The sequence below is a fragment of the Streptomyces sp. NPDC088354 genome, from assembly GCF_044753585.1.
GTDB lineage: Bacteria > Actinomycetota > Actinomycetes > Streptomycetales > Streptomycetaceae > Actinacidiphila.
Genome location: NZ_JBIVNJ010000002.1, coordinates 35,850 through 51,229 on the forward strand (window position 1 = coordinate 35,850; position 15,380 = coordinate 51,229).

At 72.0% G+C, this 15,380-nt stretch carries 16 protein-coding genes; 9 read left to right on the forward strand and 7 right to left on the reverse strand.

Annotated features, from left to right (window positions below):
* Positions 1-20 precede the first annotated feature (20 nt).
* Positions 21-602 carry a helix-turn-helix domain-containing protein gene (locus ACIP98_RS03475; protein WP_319662400.1) on the forward strand — a complete coding sequence of 194 codons (582 nt, stop codon included), beginning with the start codon at positions 21-23 and terminating at the stop codon, positions 600-602.
* Here the strand turns inward: ACIP98_RS03475 and ACIP98_RS03480 are convergent.
* Entirely contained in the window at positions 596-1,474 is an 879-nt protein-coding gene (locus tag ACIP98_RS03480) for an aldo/keto reductase (RefSeq protein ID WP_401973497.1), read from the reverse strand. The genes ACIP98_RS03475 and ACIP98_RS03480 overlap by 7 nt on opposite strands.
* The gene (locus ACIP98_RS03485; RefSeq protein ID WP_401973499.1) at positions 1,471-1,926 is read right to left on the reverse strand and encodes a MarR family transcriptional regulator; all 456 of its coding nucleotides are present in this window, start codon (positions 1,924-1,926) and stop codon (positions 1,471-1,473) included. The genes ACIP98_RS03480 and ACIP98_RS03485 overlap by 4 nt, the downstream gene beginning before the upstream one ends.
* Before the next feature lie 348 nt (positions 1,927-2,274).
* On the opposite strand from ACIP98_RS03485, the gene ACIP98_RS03490 reads away from it, so the two are divergent.
* A complete protein-coding gene (locus ACIP98_RS03490; protein ID WP_401973500.1) occupies positions 2,275-2,763 on the forward strand; it encodes a hypothetical protein in 489 nt (162 codons plus the stop codon).
* A 105-nt stretch (positions 2,764-2,868) separates the two neighbouring features.
* Positions 2,869-3,366, forward strand: coding sequence for a signal peptidase II (locus tag ACIP98_RS03495; protein ID WP_401973962.1), 498 nt, complete (start codon positions 2,869-2,871; stop codon positions 3,364-3,366).
* Positions 3,367-3,412: 46 nt separating this feature from the next.
* Here the strand turns inward: ACIP98_RS03495 and ACIP98_RS03500 are convergent, their stop codons facing one another.
* Positions 3,413-3,976 carry a TetR family transcriptional regulator gene (locus ACIP98_RS03500; RefSeq protein WP_319662404.1) on the reverse strand — a complete coding sequence of 188 codons (564 nt, stop codon included), beginning with the start codon at positions 3,974-3,976 and terminating at the stop codon, positions 3,413-3,415.
* The gene (locus ACIP98_RS03505) at positions 3,973-5,457 is read right to left on the reverse strand and encodes an MFS transporter (protein ID WP_401973503.1); all 1,485 of its coding nucleotides are present in this window, start codon (positions 5,455-5,457) and stop codon (positions 3,973-3,975) included. Before ACIP98_RS03505 ends, ACIP98_RS03500 begins: the two co-directional genes overlap by 4 nt.
* A gap of 185 nt (positions 5,458-5,642) precedes the next feature.
* Between ACIP98_RS03505 and ACIP98_RS03510 the strand changes: the two genes are divergently transcribed.
* Both ACIP98_RS03510 and ACIP98_RS03515 read left to right on the forward strand, forming a co-directional pair.
* Positions 5,643-6,203 (forward strand): hypothetical protein, encoded by a 561-nt coding sequence (locus ACIP98_RS03510; RefSeq protein WP_401973504.1) that lies wholly within the window; start codon positions 5,643-5,645, stop codon positions 6,201-6,203.
* Positions 6,204-6,471: 268 nt separating this feature from the next.
* Positions 6,472-6,999, forward strand: a complete 528-nt coding sequence (locus ACIP98_RS03515) for a GNAT family N-acetyltransferase (protein ID WP_401973506.1) — start codon at positions 6,472-6,474, stop codon at positions 6,997-6,999.
* A gap of 234 nt (positions 7,000-7,233) precedes the next feature.
* Here ACIP98_RS03515 and ACIP98_RS03520 read toward each other — a convergent pair whose 3' ends face one another.
* Both ACIP98_RS03520 and ACIP98_RS03525 read right to left on the reverse strand, forming a co-directional pair.
* The gene (locus tag ACIP98_RS03520) at positions 7,234-8,247 is read right to left on the reverse strand and encodes a multicopper oxidase domain-containing protein (RefSeq protein WP_401973508.1); all 1,014 of its coding nucleotides are present in this window, start codon (positions 8,245-8,247) and stop codon (positions 7,234-7,236) included.
* A 217-nt stretch (positions 8,248-8,464) separates the two neighbouring features.
* Entirely contained in the window at positions 8,465-8,647 is a 183-nt protein-coding gene (locus ACIP98_RS03525; protein WP_401973510.1) for a hypothetical protein, read from the reverse strand.
* Positions 8,648-8,654: 7 nt separating this feature from the next.
* On the opposite strand from ACIP98_RS03525, the gene ACIP98_RS03530 reads away from it, so the two are divergent.
* Both ACIP98_RS03530 and ACIP98_RS03535 read left to right on the forward strand, forming a co-directional pair.
* Positions 8,655-10,952, forward strand: a complete 2,298-nt coding sequence (locus ACIP98_RS03530) for a ThuA domain-containing protein (protein WP_401973512.1) — start codon at positions 8,655-8,657, stop codon at positions 10,950-10,952.
* Between the two features lie 47 nt (positions 10,953-10,999).
* A complete protein-coding gene (locus ACIP98_RS03535) occupies positions 11,000-13,165 on the forward strand; it encodes an OmpL47-type beta-barrel domain-containing protein (RefSeq protein WP_401973964.1) in 2,166 nt (721 codons plus the stop codon).
* Positions 13,166-13,330: 165 nt separating this feature from the next.
* Here the strand turns inward: ACIP98_RS03535 and ACIP98_RS03540 are convergent, their stop codons facing one another.
* A complete protein-coding gene (locus ACIP98_RS03540; RefSeq protein WP_319662412.1) occupies positions 13,331-13,708 on the reverse strand; it encodes a nuclear transport factor 2 family protein in 378 nt (125 codons plus the stop codon).
* Between the two features lie 303 nt (positions 13,709-14,011).
* On the opposite strand from ACIP98_RS03540, the gene ribB reads away from it, so the two are divergent.
* Entirely contained in the window at positions 14,012-14,668 is a 657-nt protein-coding gene (gene ribB, locus ACIP98_RS03545; RefSeq protein ID WP_401973513.1) for a 3,4-dihydroxy-2-butanone-4-phosphate synthase, read from the forward strand.
* 4 nt (positions 14,669-14,672) lie between these two features.
* A complete protein-coding gene (locus ACIP98_RS03550) occupies positions 14,673-15,365 on the forward strand; it encodes an HAD family hydrolase (protein WP_401973515.1) in 693 nt (230 codons plus the stop codon).
* Positions 15,366-15,380: the final 15 nt, after the last annotated feature.

The window sequence follows — 15,380 nt, forward strand, 5'->3', positions numbered from 1 at the left end:
TGCGGCGGTAAAGTGGGGACATGACCCTGCCCAGCACCTACCCCGATTCCAATTGCTCGCTGGCACGAGCGCTGGAGGTCATCGGCGAGCGGTGGACCCTCCTCATCGTCCGTGACGCCTTCTACGGGGTGAGCCGGTTCGGGGACCTGGCCACGCAGCTGGGGATCCCCCGCGCCGTCCTGACCAACCGGCTCAAGCTCCTCGTCCGGGAGGGCGTGCTCACCCGGGACGACGACGGAGCGGGAAGCGTCGGGTACCGGCTGACCGACAAGGGCATCGCCCTGTGGCCGATCGTGCGGGCCATGATGGCCTGGGGCGACGCCTTCTACTCCCCCGCCGGAGTGAAGCGCGCCCTGCGCCACGACGTGGACGGAGGCCCGCTCGACCACGAGGGACGCTGCCAGGCGTGCGGCTCCGTCGCGGCGGTCCCGGAGATCCGCATCGAACCCGGTCCCGGCTTCGACGCGGCGGCGGACTCGGCGCGCGATCCTGTGTCCGCGCTGCTCAACGGGCCGCGGCGGCTCCTCGAACCGGTGACGGCCTCGCGGACGCGTCCGTCAGGCGAACCCGGTGAACCCCGCGGCACCACCGTCGCTCAGTAGCCGGGCCCTTCCCGCGCAGGCCCGTCGGCGGCCCCGTTCAGCAGCTGAAGGTGATCCGGCGCCAGGGTGGTCGTTGCGGCGGCCGCCGAGTCGCGCACCGTCGTCGGCCGCGTGGCGCCGGAGACCGCGAGCAGGGACGGCGACCGTGCGAGCAGCCAGGCCAGGGCGATCCGCGCGGTGGTGGCGTCGTGCTGAGCCGCCACGTCCTCGAGCACACGGGCGAGATGGGGCCCGGCGGCGCTCATACCCCGCAGTGGGGAGTAGGCGAGGAAGGCGATGCCGCCCCGCTCGCAGTACGCGAGCACCTCGCGGTCTCCGGGGTCGAAGACCGACCAGGGGTTCTGCACGGCGGCGACCGGCGCCTCGTCCTGGGCCAGGATGAGTTGCCCCAGGTCGACGTTGGACAGGCCGATCAGGCCGATCTTCCCCTGCAGCTGCAGTTCGGCCAGGGCGCCGACGCTTTCCGTGATCGGGACGTGCGGGTCGGGCCAGTGCAGGTGGTACAGGTCGATCCGTTCGACCTCCAGGGCACGGAGGCTGCCCTCGCAGTCGCGGCGGAGCGTCTCGGGACGGCCGTCGACGGGGAAGCTGTCCCCGCTGCGGTAGTGGCCGCCCTTGGTGGAGATCACCGGGCGGTCGCCCGGGGGGACGCCACGCAGCGAGCGGGCGACGAGGCGTTCGTTGTGGCGGTCCTCGGTCGCCGTGGTGTAGGCGCGGGCGGTGTCGAGAAGCCGAATGCCCGCGTCGAGGGCCGCCGTGACGGCGTGGGCCGCCCCTTCGGGATCATGGGCCCGGTCGAAGGACAGGGCCGCCAGGCCGAGGCCCACGGGGTGGACCTCGGTCGCGCCGATGCGGCGCGGTGCCGGGCTCATGCCGTCCCCTCCGGTTCGCCGTGACCGGCCGGCCCGGCAGCGGGCACCCCGCGCGCGGCGCGGTCCTTCTCGCGGGATTGCCGGGCGACCTGGACGGGGCCGGGCAGGACGCGGGCGGGACAGGCGCGGCCGCCGTGGGTGATCGTGACGAGGGCGGGGCGTTCGTCGTCGGGGCCGGGCGCGCGGGTGATCGGACCGGCCTCATCCCGCAGGTCCGCCTGGCAGGTGAGACCGCCGCGGCCGTGGACGACACCGTCGGCGAGTTCGGTCGTCGTGAGGCTGCCCACGGCGCCGGACAGCCGGGCCGGAAGCCGGAACCGCACGCACCCTAGGCCGCCTCCGGCCCGCGCCTGCCGGCCGCAGGTGTGTCGCGGCATGCCGACCGCCTCGGTGGGCGCGAAGCAGGCCGGCCGCCGCTCCGTCCGGGGCGCGTCGTCTCGCTGATCGGCCACCTCACCACCCTATGTGCTGCGCCTGCGCCCGCCGTCCAGCGCTGGTGACTCGCCAACACGACGTAGAGACCCGCGACGGCCGCGACCGCGCAGACGACCGCCATGGCGATCAGCGCACGGCCGAGCACCCCTGTGATCCCGGCGATCGCCGCCCAGCCGAACCGGGTTGCCCGTTCGGACCGCCGGGCCGCGTCTTCGTGGTCACGGTCGTCGTACCCGTCGTGCTCAGCCGCACGCACATCGGTTCGACGCGTCACCCACGCCGACCGGCTTGCGGCGGGTGGGGCTCGCCCCGGCACCGCCGAAAACCAGGTGCGTCCGGCTGCCGCCACCTCCTACCGTTCCGGCATGCGCGTCGTTTTCACCAAGGGACCCGGTACGAGCTACGGCATCGCGGTGCATCGGGAGACCGGGGCGGAACTCGCCCCGCGCAACGGCCCCGGCGGTCACCGGTATCTGCCGCACGACCTGGTGCACTTCCTGGTCGAGTCGGAGGTGGGCATCGGACTCGGGGTGTACGGCAGGCTGGCCGCCGGTGACAACGGCATGTTCTGGCCCGCCGACCCCGCGGAGCGCGCCAAGGCCGCGCGGCGCCGCAAGTCGAACCCGGTCAGACCGTCCGCCCGGGCGCAGGCGGACATGGCCCGGTCCGAGCAGCTGGCGGCCATCGCCCTGCCGGTGTGGGAGGTCCGGCACGGCCACGCGCGGGAGCTGCCCGCGTACGTGCCGGCAGGCGAGATCCCCGCGGAGGTCGACCGGATCGTGTCCCGGTTCGACGAGTACGCCGACCGCTGGCACGCGCTGCCGGTCGGGGGTTCGCTGACCCTGACGTGGTGAGGCCTGTCCGCCGCCGCCTTCCTCCGGGCGCTTCCCCCCTCACCCCGAGCTGCGCGTACGCTCGACGGACGGCGGTCGGCGATCAGGAGGTGGGCAGTGCGGCGGATGTATCTGCTGTGGACGGTTGCGGCGGCCGGATTCGCCGTGGACCAGATCACGAAGGCGATCGCCGCGGTCGTCGTCGAGGGCCATGAACCCAGGCACGCCCTGGGCGGTGCGCTGACCTTCACCGCGTTCCGGAACCCGGGAGCGGCCGGCTCCTTCGCACCCCGCGCGACCCTGGTGTTCACGCTCCTTGCGATCGTCGTGCTCGTCCTCATCGCCCGGGTCGCTCCCTCCGTCCGGTCCACCGGGTGGGCGGCCGGACTCGGGCTGATCTTCGCGGGCGCGGGCGGGAACCTCGCCGACCGGGTGTTCCGCACCCCCGGATTCGGTCGTGGCGCCGTGCTGGACTTCATCCAGTTCGGCGATTCGGGGATCTTCAACCTCGCCGACCAGTGCGTGACCGCCGGTGCGGTGATCGTGCTCATCCAGACGTTCCGCGGCGTTCCGCTGCGCACCGTGGTGGCGAGCCCGCCCGGCAGCCGCCCGCTGGAGCAGTGAGCCCGCGGCGCACACCCGTCGCCCCCGGCTGTCCCCCGTCCTGCCGTCAGGTGTCCAAGCCCTCCAGGGTCGCGCGGACCAGGGGCACCAGGTCGTCGAGGTCCGCTGCCGCGAGCTCGTCGAGCGTCCCCGTGCCCCGGGCCAGCAGCACCCCGATGAAGGCGGATACCGCGATCTCGGCCCGCAGTTGCGGCCGGTCCAGTCCGCTCGCGGCGAACCGCTCGCGCAGCGGATCGACCAGGCGCACGTACAGCTGGGCGCGGGCGGCGTCCTGTACCGCGGGGTCGCCCTCGGCCTGCACGGTCGACCGGAAGACCGGGCCGGCGCCGCGCCGGTCCGCACGCTCCAGGAGAGCGCGGAGCCGTTCGGGTCCGAGCAGATCGGGCGGAGTGGCGTCGCCCAGCTCCGTGCGCAGCACCGCGAGGTACAGGCCGCTCTTGTTGTTGAAGTACCGGGCGATCAGCGCCGGGTCGACACCCGCACGCTCCCCGATGTCGCGGATGGTGGTCCGGTCGAAGCCGCGCTCGCTGAAGAGCTCGCCCGCCGCCCGGAGCAGCAGTTCGCGGCTGCGCGCGGAGTCCCGTTTGCGGGACGGTGTGCCGTCGGTCATCGCGCCGCCTTCTGCCGGGCCGCGTCGTCACCTGCGGTTCGAGGCGCGGCGGCCGCCCCCGGTGCCGTCGCCGCGACCGCACCACGCCGGTGCCGCGGCGGCAGGACGGCGGTCACCACGATCATGACCACCCACACCCCGCAGGCCAGCAGCGCGGCCGTCCGGTAACCGTCGCCCGTGGGCAGCACGCTCCCGGTGGCCGTGTGGGCTTGCAGGACGGTGGCGCTCAGCACGCTGCCGGTGGAGTAGCCGACGTAGCGCAGCACTTGGTTGAAGCTCATCGCGCTGCCCGTCTCGTGCGCGGGCACCGAGCCCACGATCATTCCGGGCATCACGGCGAACATCCACCCGATCCCGAATCCGGCCACCGCCATGATGGCGAACAGCTCCCAGAGCTGTCCGCGAACGAGGGCGAACGCGAGCACGGCGGCCAGCGAGACCGCGCACCCGAGCGGCAGCACGAGGGCGGTCCCGGCGCGCCTGGCCAGCAACGGCACCATCCGGCCGGCGGCCATGCCGGCGAGGGAGAACGGCAGCAGCACCAGCCCGGTGACGGCAACGGAGGCACCGAATCCGTAGCCGGCCTCGCGCGGCGTCTGCACGAACCGGGTGACCAGCGACAGCAGCAGGTACATCCCGAGGCCGGCCACCAGCGCGGTCGCATCGGCGGTCAGCACCGTACGGTCCCTGGTCAGGCGCAGATCGACCAACGGCTGCGCGGTCCGCAGCTCGTGCACGACCCACGCCCCGAGCAGCAGCACGCAGACCCCGACCAGGACGAGCAGCCGCGCCGAGTTCCAGCCCCAGAGCTCGGCCTCGCTCAGCGCGAGCAGCAAACCGGCGAGTCCTGCGCCCAGCAGCGCCGCGCCGGGCACGTCCAGCCGCGGCGCGGCACGGCTCGGGGACGGCGGCAGGACCACGACGGCCGCCACCAGCGCGGCGACGCTCACCGCCGCACCGAACCAGAAGCCCGCGTACAGCCCGAAGGACTGCGCGATCAACCCGGTGACCGGGTAGCCCAGGCCGACGCCGGCGACGGTGGTGATCGACAGCAGGGCCACCGCGGGGCGCGCCCGCTCCGGCGGCAGGGCGTCCCGGGCGGTGGCGATGGCCAGCGGGGTGAGGCCCAGTCCGAGTCCCTGCAGTGCGCGCCCGGTCACCAGGGCGCCGAAGCCCAGCGGCAGCGCCGCCAGAACACAGCCGGCCAGTACCGCGGCCAGAGCGCCGAGGATCACCGGCCGGCGGCGCGGACCGTCGCCCAGCCGGCCCATCACCGGCGTGACCACCGCGCCGACCAGCAGCGTGACGGTCAGCGACCACTGGGCGTCGTTGAGGGAGACGTGCTCCTCGGCGGCGATGGTCGGCACCAGCGGGGCGCCGAGGCTGCTGACCACGGCGACCAGCATGCCGAGCGAGACCAGCACGGGAACCAGCGCCCGCTGCCGCCCGGACCGCGGCTCCGTTGTTGCGGGATTGCCCACGACTCTCCTCGATGTCATCAGTCGACGTCACCAACTGAAGACATCGCATGATGACATCTATTCCAGGCGCCCCCATAACGTCGCGGCTCGCCCCTGCGCACCGCCTTCAGCAGCCACCGGATCGCTGTCCGGCCCGACGGGAAAACCGGGTGCCGGGCCGATCGGCCGTTGGAACACTGGCCCCCGTGACACGACCCGAGGTCTCCGAGCTCGACCATCTGCGCGAGATCGAGCGGCTTGCCCGTGCCGTCAGGGACGCCGCGTCGAGCGAGGGCCTGCTCTCGTACTCGTCCGAGGAAGGAAACGCCACCGCCTTGCAACGGACGGTGAACGCGCTGGCCCGCGGGCTGCGCCGCTACCATTTCCAAGGCGACGGCTGCCTCGGTGAAGAGGCGGATCGGCCGCTCCTGAGGCTCGCGGGCGTCGTACTGCTCCGGCCGGAGGTCATGCCGGCGGGCATGGCCGAAAGCTACGAGGCGGCATGCACCCGGCTCGGCGTCGAGGCGAGGCCGGAGGGCTGGGCGCTGTGGAACACCTGGGGTGACGACGATCGGATGAAGGTGACGATGGTCGTCTCCGCGGTCGACACCACCGAGGGACTGCTGGCGAACTGGTCGCGCGGCAGGGCCCTGTATCCGGTGGTGCCGCTGCCGTCTCAGGTGGCGCTGATCCACAACGGCTGGGCCCGCCACATGATCTTCTCGCCATTCGGTGTGCGGAAACTGGGTCTCGGTGGACAGCCTTGACCCGGGGAGGCGGAGCCACGCTCAGGCGGGTCGGGCCTGAGCGGGCACGTCGGACAGGTCGCCGCGCGCTTCGCACACTTCTCCGCACCGATCCACGCGTTCGCGAAGCAGCACCGCTCGGCGTCCTCGACCGCCTGCCCGGCCACGCACCATCCCCGGCGCACTCCGCCGGCCGGACACCGCCGGCGGCCAACCGGGCGGTCAACGGTCCGTACCGGCCCGAGCCATGGGTGATCACGGACGACGAACAAGTGCTAGCGTCCGCCGCATGCCTGAACTGATCGCCCCCACAAGCCGGTTGCAGTCCTCATGGCTGGCGGCGCGTGACGAGTGGCCCGGTTCCCACCAGGACGGGTCGGGCCTGCGCCTCGCGCCTGACGGCGACCTCGGCAGCCCCGAGGTCTTCTCGGAGTGGGTCGCGCGGCTGCGACAGCAGTCGGACACGTCGGTTCCCGTGGGAGAGGAGCGCGTTCACGCCACGCATTGGTGGATCGTCGAGGACGACCGCTATCTGGGAGCCATCGACGTGCGGCACTACCTGAACGCCTTTCTGCTCGACGTCGGCGGGCACATCGGCTACAGCATCCGGCCCTCCGCACGGCGACGCGGACTGGCGACGTGGGCCCTCGGGGCGGTTCTCCCCGAGGCGCGTGCGCTGGGCCTGGACCGGGTCCTCGTCACGTGCGACGACGACAACATCGGGTCGGCGCGGAGCATCGAGCACAACGGTGGCGTCCTGGAGGACGTCCGCGCCACCGGCGCGGGCCTCAAGCGCCGCTACTGGATCACGCTGTAGGCCCCAGGCCCTGGCCCCGTCCGCCGGCCGGCTCCGGCATGGCCAGGACCCCCGTCGCTTCCCAGCGGCGGGGGTCCCGGAGGCTACGGCACGGAAGGGCCCAGCCGGTGTGCCTGCCGTCCCCGAGCCTCTCCCGTCCCACCGGCGGGCGCACGCCGGGGACGCCTGACGGGTGACGGCGGGGACCCTGACCGGCGGTGGACCTGGGCCGCCCCGCCCGCTTCGGGGACCGGCTCAGTGGTGCGCGTGGTGTCCCGCGGGCGCGTCCGCGCCCTTCGCGGCGGCGTGGTCCGGGTGGTGCGGCTCGTAGCCCGGGATCGTGCCGTCCGGCTTCGCGACCAGGAACAGACCGGCCATCCCCATGTCCGAGTGGCTCTGCACGTGGCAGTGGTACATCCAGGCGCCGGCGCCCACGTGTTCGCCCGCGATGACCTGGAAGCCGAAGGAGTCCGCCGGTCCGGTGATCTTGTTGTCGACGACGCGGCTGGGGTCCTCCGGGCCGGTCAGGAGGCCCGTTCTGTTGTCCGCCCAGCGATGACCGTGCATGTGGAACGTGTGGTAGTACTCGCCGTGCGTGATCATGACGATCTCGACTCGGTCGCCCACCGTCGCCTCGAAGTTCGGGGTCTCGTGAGCGGCCCTGTTGTTGATCGTCATGTCGTTGAAGACGATCGTGAACTGCTTGTCCGGCAGGATGTCGCCCTTCCTGCGCACCACGACCGGGCCGTAGAGGCCCTTGCGGATCCCGCCCGTTCCGTGGTCGGTGCCCACGACGTGGTCGTGGTAGTGCCAGTAACCCGCGCTGCCCGCCTGCCAGGTGCCGTCCTTGCGCCGGCCCGGCGCGTGCGTGCGCCAGGTGTACGTCCGCGTGCCGCCGGGCTCCACGTGGCCGTGGTTCATGCGCGTGCCGTCGCTGGCGACGTCGTAGTCCACGCCGTGGACATGGAGGCTGGCGTCCACGTCCGTGGTGTTCTCGAACTCGATGTGCAGCGTGTCGCCCTCGGTCAGTTCGATCAGCGGGCCCGGCACGGTGGCCCCGCCCTTCTCCAGGCCGTATCCCATCTGACCGTTCGGCAGGGTCTCGGCGTAGAGCCTGAGATGGCGGACCTGGCCTCCGGCCGGTGCGGTGGGTGGTGGCGATTCCGCGGACGAGGCCGGGGGCGCGGACGCCACGGCTGATGACGCTGTCCCGGTGGCGGCGACCACGCCACCCGCCAGCAGTCGCCGGTTGAAGCTCCTTCTGTCCATGGCCATTCCGGACACTCCAGTGCCGTGAGGAAGCGGATGGGGCGCGAGGGTCCCCGGGGACGGCCACACGGTAGAGCAGGGATCTTCGTTTATCCACACCCGGGACAAAGATGGTGGGATTCCGCCCATAGGTATTGGCGAACCACGCAAAGCCGTCTAGCTTCAGGCGCTGTTCCTGTGACCCAAGAGGGGTGTGAACCATGCAGAGCGCACCACATCACCGGTCGAGATCGCGCCGCGCCGCAGCCGCTGTCCTGGTGGCCGGGACCATGGCGGCGTCCCTGCTGAGCGGCACCGCCGCCACGGCCAGGCCGTATCCGGAGCCGGCATCGACATCGACATCGACATCGACATCGACTTCGTTATCCCTGCCGTCACCACCGGGCGGCAGGAACGTCAAGGTCCTGGTGTTCCACGCGTCGGCCACCGAGGAGTCGCCGACCGTCGACGCGGGCATCGAGGCGATCGAGGCCATCGGCCTGTCAGGACCCGCCGCACAGCGGTTCAAGACGGTGGCGACCGACGACGCCTCGGTCTTCACCAGCGCGAAGCGGCTGGGCACCTTCAACGCGGTCGTCTTCCTGACCGGGGGCGGCGACGTGCTCGACCCCGAGCAGGAGGCCGGCCTGGAGGCCTACATGGAAGCCGGCGGCGGCTTCCTCGGCATCCACGACGCGGCCAGGACGGAGCCCTACTCGGACTGGTTCGCCGGGCTGATCGGCGCCCGGCCCGCCACCACCAGCCCGGCCGGAGTGCAGCGCGCCACGGTCGAGGTGCCCGACCGGGTCCATCCCGCCACCAGGAACCTGCCGGTGGAGTGGAAGCGGCCCGACAAGTGGATCAACTGGGCGGCCAACCCGACCGGCAAGGTGCACACCGTCGCCAAGGTCAGGGAGGCCGGCTACCAGCCGGGACCCGGGGCCAACGGCGTCGACCACCCCGTCTCCTGGTGCCGTGACTACGACGGCGGCCGGTCCTTCTACACCGGCATGGGCGGCACGGTGGAGTCCTTCGCCGAGACCGACTTCCGCGACCACCTGCGCGGGGCCCTGCTCTGGACGACCCGGCTCTCGCGCGGCGACTGCAAGGCCACCATCGACGCCAACTACTCCGCGGTGCGGGTCACCCAGCCCAACCAGCCCGGTCAGCAGGACCAGATCGGCGAGCCGCACGGTCTGGTCGTGGCGCCGGACGGACGGGTGCTGTACATCGGCCGGGGCGGCGGCGTGAACGGCGCGCCGGTCGTGACCGACTGGAACAGCCCCGACATGGGGAAGGGTCTCGGCCAGATCCACGTGTACGACCCGGCGACGAAGAAGGTGACGCTCGCCGGTGCGCTGACCGTCTTCGGCAACAAGGGCGGCGGCGACGAACTGACCAAGGTCGAGGAGGGGCTGCTCGGCATCGAGCTGGACCCCGGCTTCGAGAGCAACGGCTGGGTGTACCTGCACTACACCCCGCACTCCGGCCTCGACCGGGACCGGCACGTCGCCGAACGCCGCGTGTCCCGCTTCACGTTGGACCTCACCACCGACAAGCTGGACCTCACCTCGGAGAAGGTCCTGCTCAAGTGGCCCGTCCAGGTCCACAGCTGCTGCCATGCCGGCGGCGGGATGGCCTGGGACTCCAAGGGCAACCTCTACATCGCGACCGGCGACAACAACTCGTCCGGATTCAGTGACGGTTACTCGGGCAACAACCCGCAGCCCGCCTTCAAGGGCCTGTCGTTCTCGGACGCCCGGCGCACGGCGGGCAACACCAACAACCTCAACGGCAAGATCCTGCGCATCCACCCGGAGCCGGACGGGACCTACACGCTCCCCGAGGGCAACCTGTTCACCGGCACGGAGCAGGACGAGGGCGGCGGCAAGACCCGGGGCGAGATCTACGTCATGGGCGTGCGCAATCCGGCCCGCATCTCGGTCGACAAGAAGACCGACATCCTCTACGCGGGCTGGGTCGGCCCCGACGCGGGCGCTCCCAGCACCACCTGGGGACCGGCGAAGTACGACACGTTCGCCGCGATCACCAAGGCGGGCAACCACGGCTGGCCGTTCTGCATGGGCAACAAGCAGCCCTACCGGGACCGCAATCTGCCGGACCCGAGCAAGCCGCTGGGCTGGTACGACTGCGACGCCCCGAAGAACGAGTCGCCGAACAACGACGGACTGGTGAACCTCCCGCCCGTCACCGGCAACACCATCTGGTACTCCCCTCAGGGCGGCGCCCCCGACTTCCCGCGGGACGCCAACGGGGTCCCCAGCTACAAGAACGAGGAGGCCACCTACCTCCTGCCGTGGCTCAAGGGCGGTGGCCAGGCGACCATGGACGGCCCGGTCTACCGTTACGACGCCACAACCGCGGGCGCCGACGCGTGGCCGGAGTACTGGGACGGCAAGTGGTTCGTCGGTGACTTCTACGACGCGGACAACCCGCGCCACGCCGTGCTGACCGACCCCAAGACCGTCGGCAAGGGCGGACTGCCCGTCACCGCCGAGTCGCTGAAGAAGATCATCCCGGTCGGCCAGGGCGGCATACGCAACCTCATGGACTGGAAGTTCGCCCCGGACGGCTCGCTCTACGTCCTCGACTACGGGCGCGGCTTCTTCACCTCCGACTCCCAGTCCGCGCTGTGGCGTGTGACGTACAAGGGCGGCGAGGCCACTCCCGCCGCCGCGGATCTGGCCAGGAAGGCGGCACAGTGAGACAGCGATCCCTACGCCTGTGGACGGCCCTGCTCGGCGCGTTGCTGATGACCGTGGGGCTGACCTCGACGGCCGCCTACGGGCGAACCGGCGCCGGAGCGGCGTCCGACGGCACCGCGGCCGCGGCCCAGGTGCTGACCTGGACGGCGAGCTCGCGCACCGACAGGTACGCGAGCTTCCCGACCACGGCGGTGGCCGGCCCGGCGACCCTCGTCTTCGAGAACAGCGCGGCGACCGGGAACGACATCGGCATGCCGCACACGCTGACCTTCGACGTGTCGGACCCCGAGTACAACCACGACGTGCCGGTCAACATCCTGGCCAACCCCAGCGACGACAGGGGCGGCAGGCACACCGTCGACGTGACCCTCACACCCGGCCGCTACCGCTTCTTCTGCAGCATCCCCGGCCACGGGCAGATGCAGGGCATCCTCACCGTGACCGAGCCGGGCGACGAGGACACCACCGCGCCCGCCACGGCGGCCGAGGTCACGGGCCAGAAGAACGCCGACGGCGCCTACGTCGGCTCGGCCACGGTCACCGTGACCGCGACCGACTCGGGCTCGGGGGTGAAGACCACCGAGTACGCGGTCGGCGCGGACGGCCCGTGGCAGCCGTACACCGCCCCGGTGGTCGTCGACCAGGTGGGCTCCCACACCGTCCGCTACCGCGCCACCGATCAGGCGGGCAATCTCGCGCCCGAGAAGTCCGTCGACTTCGCCGTGGTCGCGCCACCGACCGACGACACGACCGCGCCGGAGACCTCGGCGACGGTGAGCGGCGAGAAGGACGCGGCGGGCAACTACCTCACCATGGCCACGGTCACCGTCACCGCCTCGGACACCGGGTCGGGCGTCAACACCATCGAGTACGCCGTCGGGACAGGCGGCGCCTGGCAGGCGTACACCGGTCCGGTGATGGTGCATCAGCTCGGCGCCCAGACGGTCCGCTACCGCGCGACCGACAAGGCGGGGAACGCGGCGGCCGAGAAGTCCGTCTCCTTCACCGTCGTGGCACCGCCCACGCAGGACACGACCGCGCCGGAGACCTCCGCGACGGTGGCCGGCACCAGGAATTCCAACGGCGCGTACGTCACGAGCGCCAAGGTCACCGTCACCGCGACCGATTCGGGCTCCGGCGTGGACCGCACCGAGTACTCCCTCGACGGCGGCCCGTACCTCGCGTACACCACCCCCGTGATCGTCGACCGGATCGGCTACCACACGTTCTCCCACCGGGCGACGGACCAGGCGGGCAACACCTCCGCGGCCCAGCAGGTGAGGTTCACCATCGCGCAGGGCGGCGGCGTTCCGGCGCCCAACTGCCCCGAGTACGACGAGCGGCTGACCGTCATCGTGGGCACGGTGGACTCTGGGGTGCCGAACCGGCTCACCCGCAGCCGCTGCACGATCAACGAGCTGATCGAGGACGAGAAGGACTGGTCCTCGCACGCCCTGTTCCTCAAGCACGTCGACGGCGTGCTCGACAAGCTGCTGGCCGACAACGTCATCGACCAGCGGGAGTTCAACAAGATCACCAAGGCCGCCAAGCAGTCGGGGATCGGCAAGCCCGGCCAGACCGAGGGCTACCGCGATCTGTTCGACGGCACGGAGGCGTCCCTGGTGAAGTGGGAGCAGGTCGGTGGCGGACGGTTCACGCTGTCCGGCGACGGCGCCATCACCAGCAGCACGACGGTTCCGGGCATGGGCATGCTGTGGTTCCCGGAGCGCAAGTACGGCGACTTCTCGCTGAAGCTCCAGTTCCGTGACGACGCCCCGGGCACGGGCAACGCCAACGGCGGTGTCTTCGTCCGCTTCCCGAACGTCCACGACCACCCCGAGGAGTCCCGCCCCGAGTGGGTCGCCATCAACTACGGCCACGAGATCCAGATTCTCGACAGCCCCGCCGGCGACATGTACAAGACCGGTTCGGTCTACGGCTTCGACCGCGTGGGCCTGGGCGGTGCCGGCGTGACCCCGAAGGGCACCTGGAACGACTACGAGATCCGCGCGGAGGGCCAGCACTTCACCGTCCTGCGCAACGGCGTCGTGATCAACGAGTTCGACAACGTGGGCGGACAGGTCTTCGCCCCGCCGCGTGCCGGTGACCCGGGCACCGACGGCCGGCGGTACGCCACCGGCTACATCGGCCTCCAGGTCCACAGCACGACGGACGTGATCTCCTACCGCGACATCCGCATCAAGGAGCTGTAACCCCCGCCCCCGCGGGGGCGCGCACCGTTGACGGACACCGGCGAGGCGGTGTCCGTCAACGGTGCGCACGCGTCCGGCACTCAGGCCGGTCAGCCGGAATCCCCCGCCGACATCGACGGCGTACAGGTCAGGCGCCGACGCGTCCGCGTTCGAGAGCCGGCTCCTTCACAACGGCTCGACCAGCCCGGCCCGCCACTCCGGCGACGGATCCGAGCCCACTTCGCTCCAGTACTCACGGCCGGACGCGATCCTTCCGTCCCGCACCGTCCAGAACGACGCCACGCGATGCAGCCCCATCGTCTCGTGCGGAACCTCCACCTCGGAGACCACCTGCTCGCCGTCGGCGACGACCCGCAGCACCCGGACCGACCACCCCTCGGGGTACTCCGCGTTGATGCGCACGTACCGCTCCCGCCCGACGATCCGCTCACCGCTGACCGGCCACTCCACCACCAGGTCCTCGGCCAGCAACTGGCTCAGCCCGGCCCAGTCCCGGGCCTGCATCCGCTCCCACAGCGCACGAACGATCTCCGAAGGGTCCATGGCCGCATCCTGGCACCCTCCACCGACAGGCACCGGGTGTCAGCGACCCGCGTGTGCCATCTGCGGCGCGGCCCCACCGGCGGTCCGCACCCACCGGCCCCCGCCGCGGGCGGTCCCGATGAGGACGGTGGCGACGAGGAACCCCCCGTGAACCTGTCCCTCGCGTGAGCGGTGGCCCGTCGGCCTCGCGGGTCAAACGCGGGACCGGGTGAAAGCCCGTTCGGCGTACAGATTTCTCAAGCTTTCGCTTTCGGTTGCCGATGCACCCCGCAGGAAGGGGGGATTCGAGGAAGGTTGGTTCCTGTGACGTCTGCATCGACGCCGCAGTCAGTTGCGCGCCCGGACACGGTGGCGGCCGCCATCAAGGACCTGCAGGCCGGCCGGCCCGTCATCGTGGTCGATGACGCGGACCGTGAGAACGAGGGCGATCTGGTCATGGCGGCGCAGTTCGCCACCCCGGAGGCACTGGGGTTCTTCGTCCGCTACACCGGCGGCCTGATCTGCGCCCCCATGGCGCCGGAGATCGCCGACGCCCTGAAGCTGCCGCTGATGGTCCCGCGCGGGACCGGGGGCGTCAGCGACACCCCGGCCTTCACCGTGTCCGTGGACGCGGCAGGTGTCGGGTCCGGGATCTCCGCCGCGGACCGCGCGCTCACCGCTCGGACGCTGGCCGCCCCCACCACCCACCCCGACCAGCTGATCCGGCCCGGGCACGTGTTCCCGCTGCGGGCCCGCTCCCGGGGCATCGCCGAGCGGCGCGGGCACACCGAAGCCACCGTCGACCTGCTGCGCCTGGCCGGGCTGTCGCCGGTCGGAATGATCAGCGAGGTGTGCACGGACGACGGCTCGGTCGCCGGACCGGACCGGCTGCGCACGTTCGCCGGCGAGCACGGTCTGACGCTCGTCTCGATCGAGCAGTTGTCGAGCCGGCTGCGGCTCGCCGGCGTCTCGACGGCGTGACCGGATGCACCGCGCGACGGTCTTCGACCTGGACGACACGCTGATCGACAGCGGCCATGCGTGGTCTCGCGTATGCGCCGCTTTCGCCGCCCGCCACGGTCACCGATGGAAGCCCGAGGACGACGCGGCCCTGCACGGCAACGGCGGCTGGGCGACGTTCGTCGCGGGGCTGTGCGGCGGAGCGGCGAGCCCCGGTGAGGTCGTCGAGACCTGCACCACCGCGATGACCGGCGAAGTCGCCGCGGGCCGTGTCCCGGCCCTGCCCGGGGCGGTCGACCTGGTCCTCGAGGCCGGACGCCACGGGCCCGTCGGACTGGCCACGGCCAGCCCGCGCCGCTACGTCCTTGCGGTCCTCGACGCGCTGGGCCTGGCGGGACGGGTCCGTGCCGCCGTGTGCGGCGAGGAGGTGACCCGGGGCAAGCCGGCACCGGACGCGTACCTGCTCGCCGCCGCCCGGATCGGCGTCCCGCCGTCCGACTGCCTGGCCGTCGAGGACTCCCCCAACGGCATCCGCTCGGCGACCGCGGCCGGCATGCCCGTCCTCGCCATCCCACGCGGCGGTACACCACTCCCCGCGGCCGTCGCCCACCTGCCCGCCGCACAGGCACCCGACGCGGCGGCGGCCCTGCCCCTCCTGACCCGGCTCCTCACAGCCGACCGCAAACCCGGACCCCTGGTCCACGAGGCCGGCCCCTGACACGCCTGAGGCCCC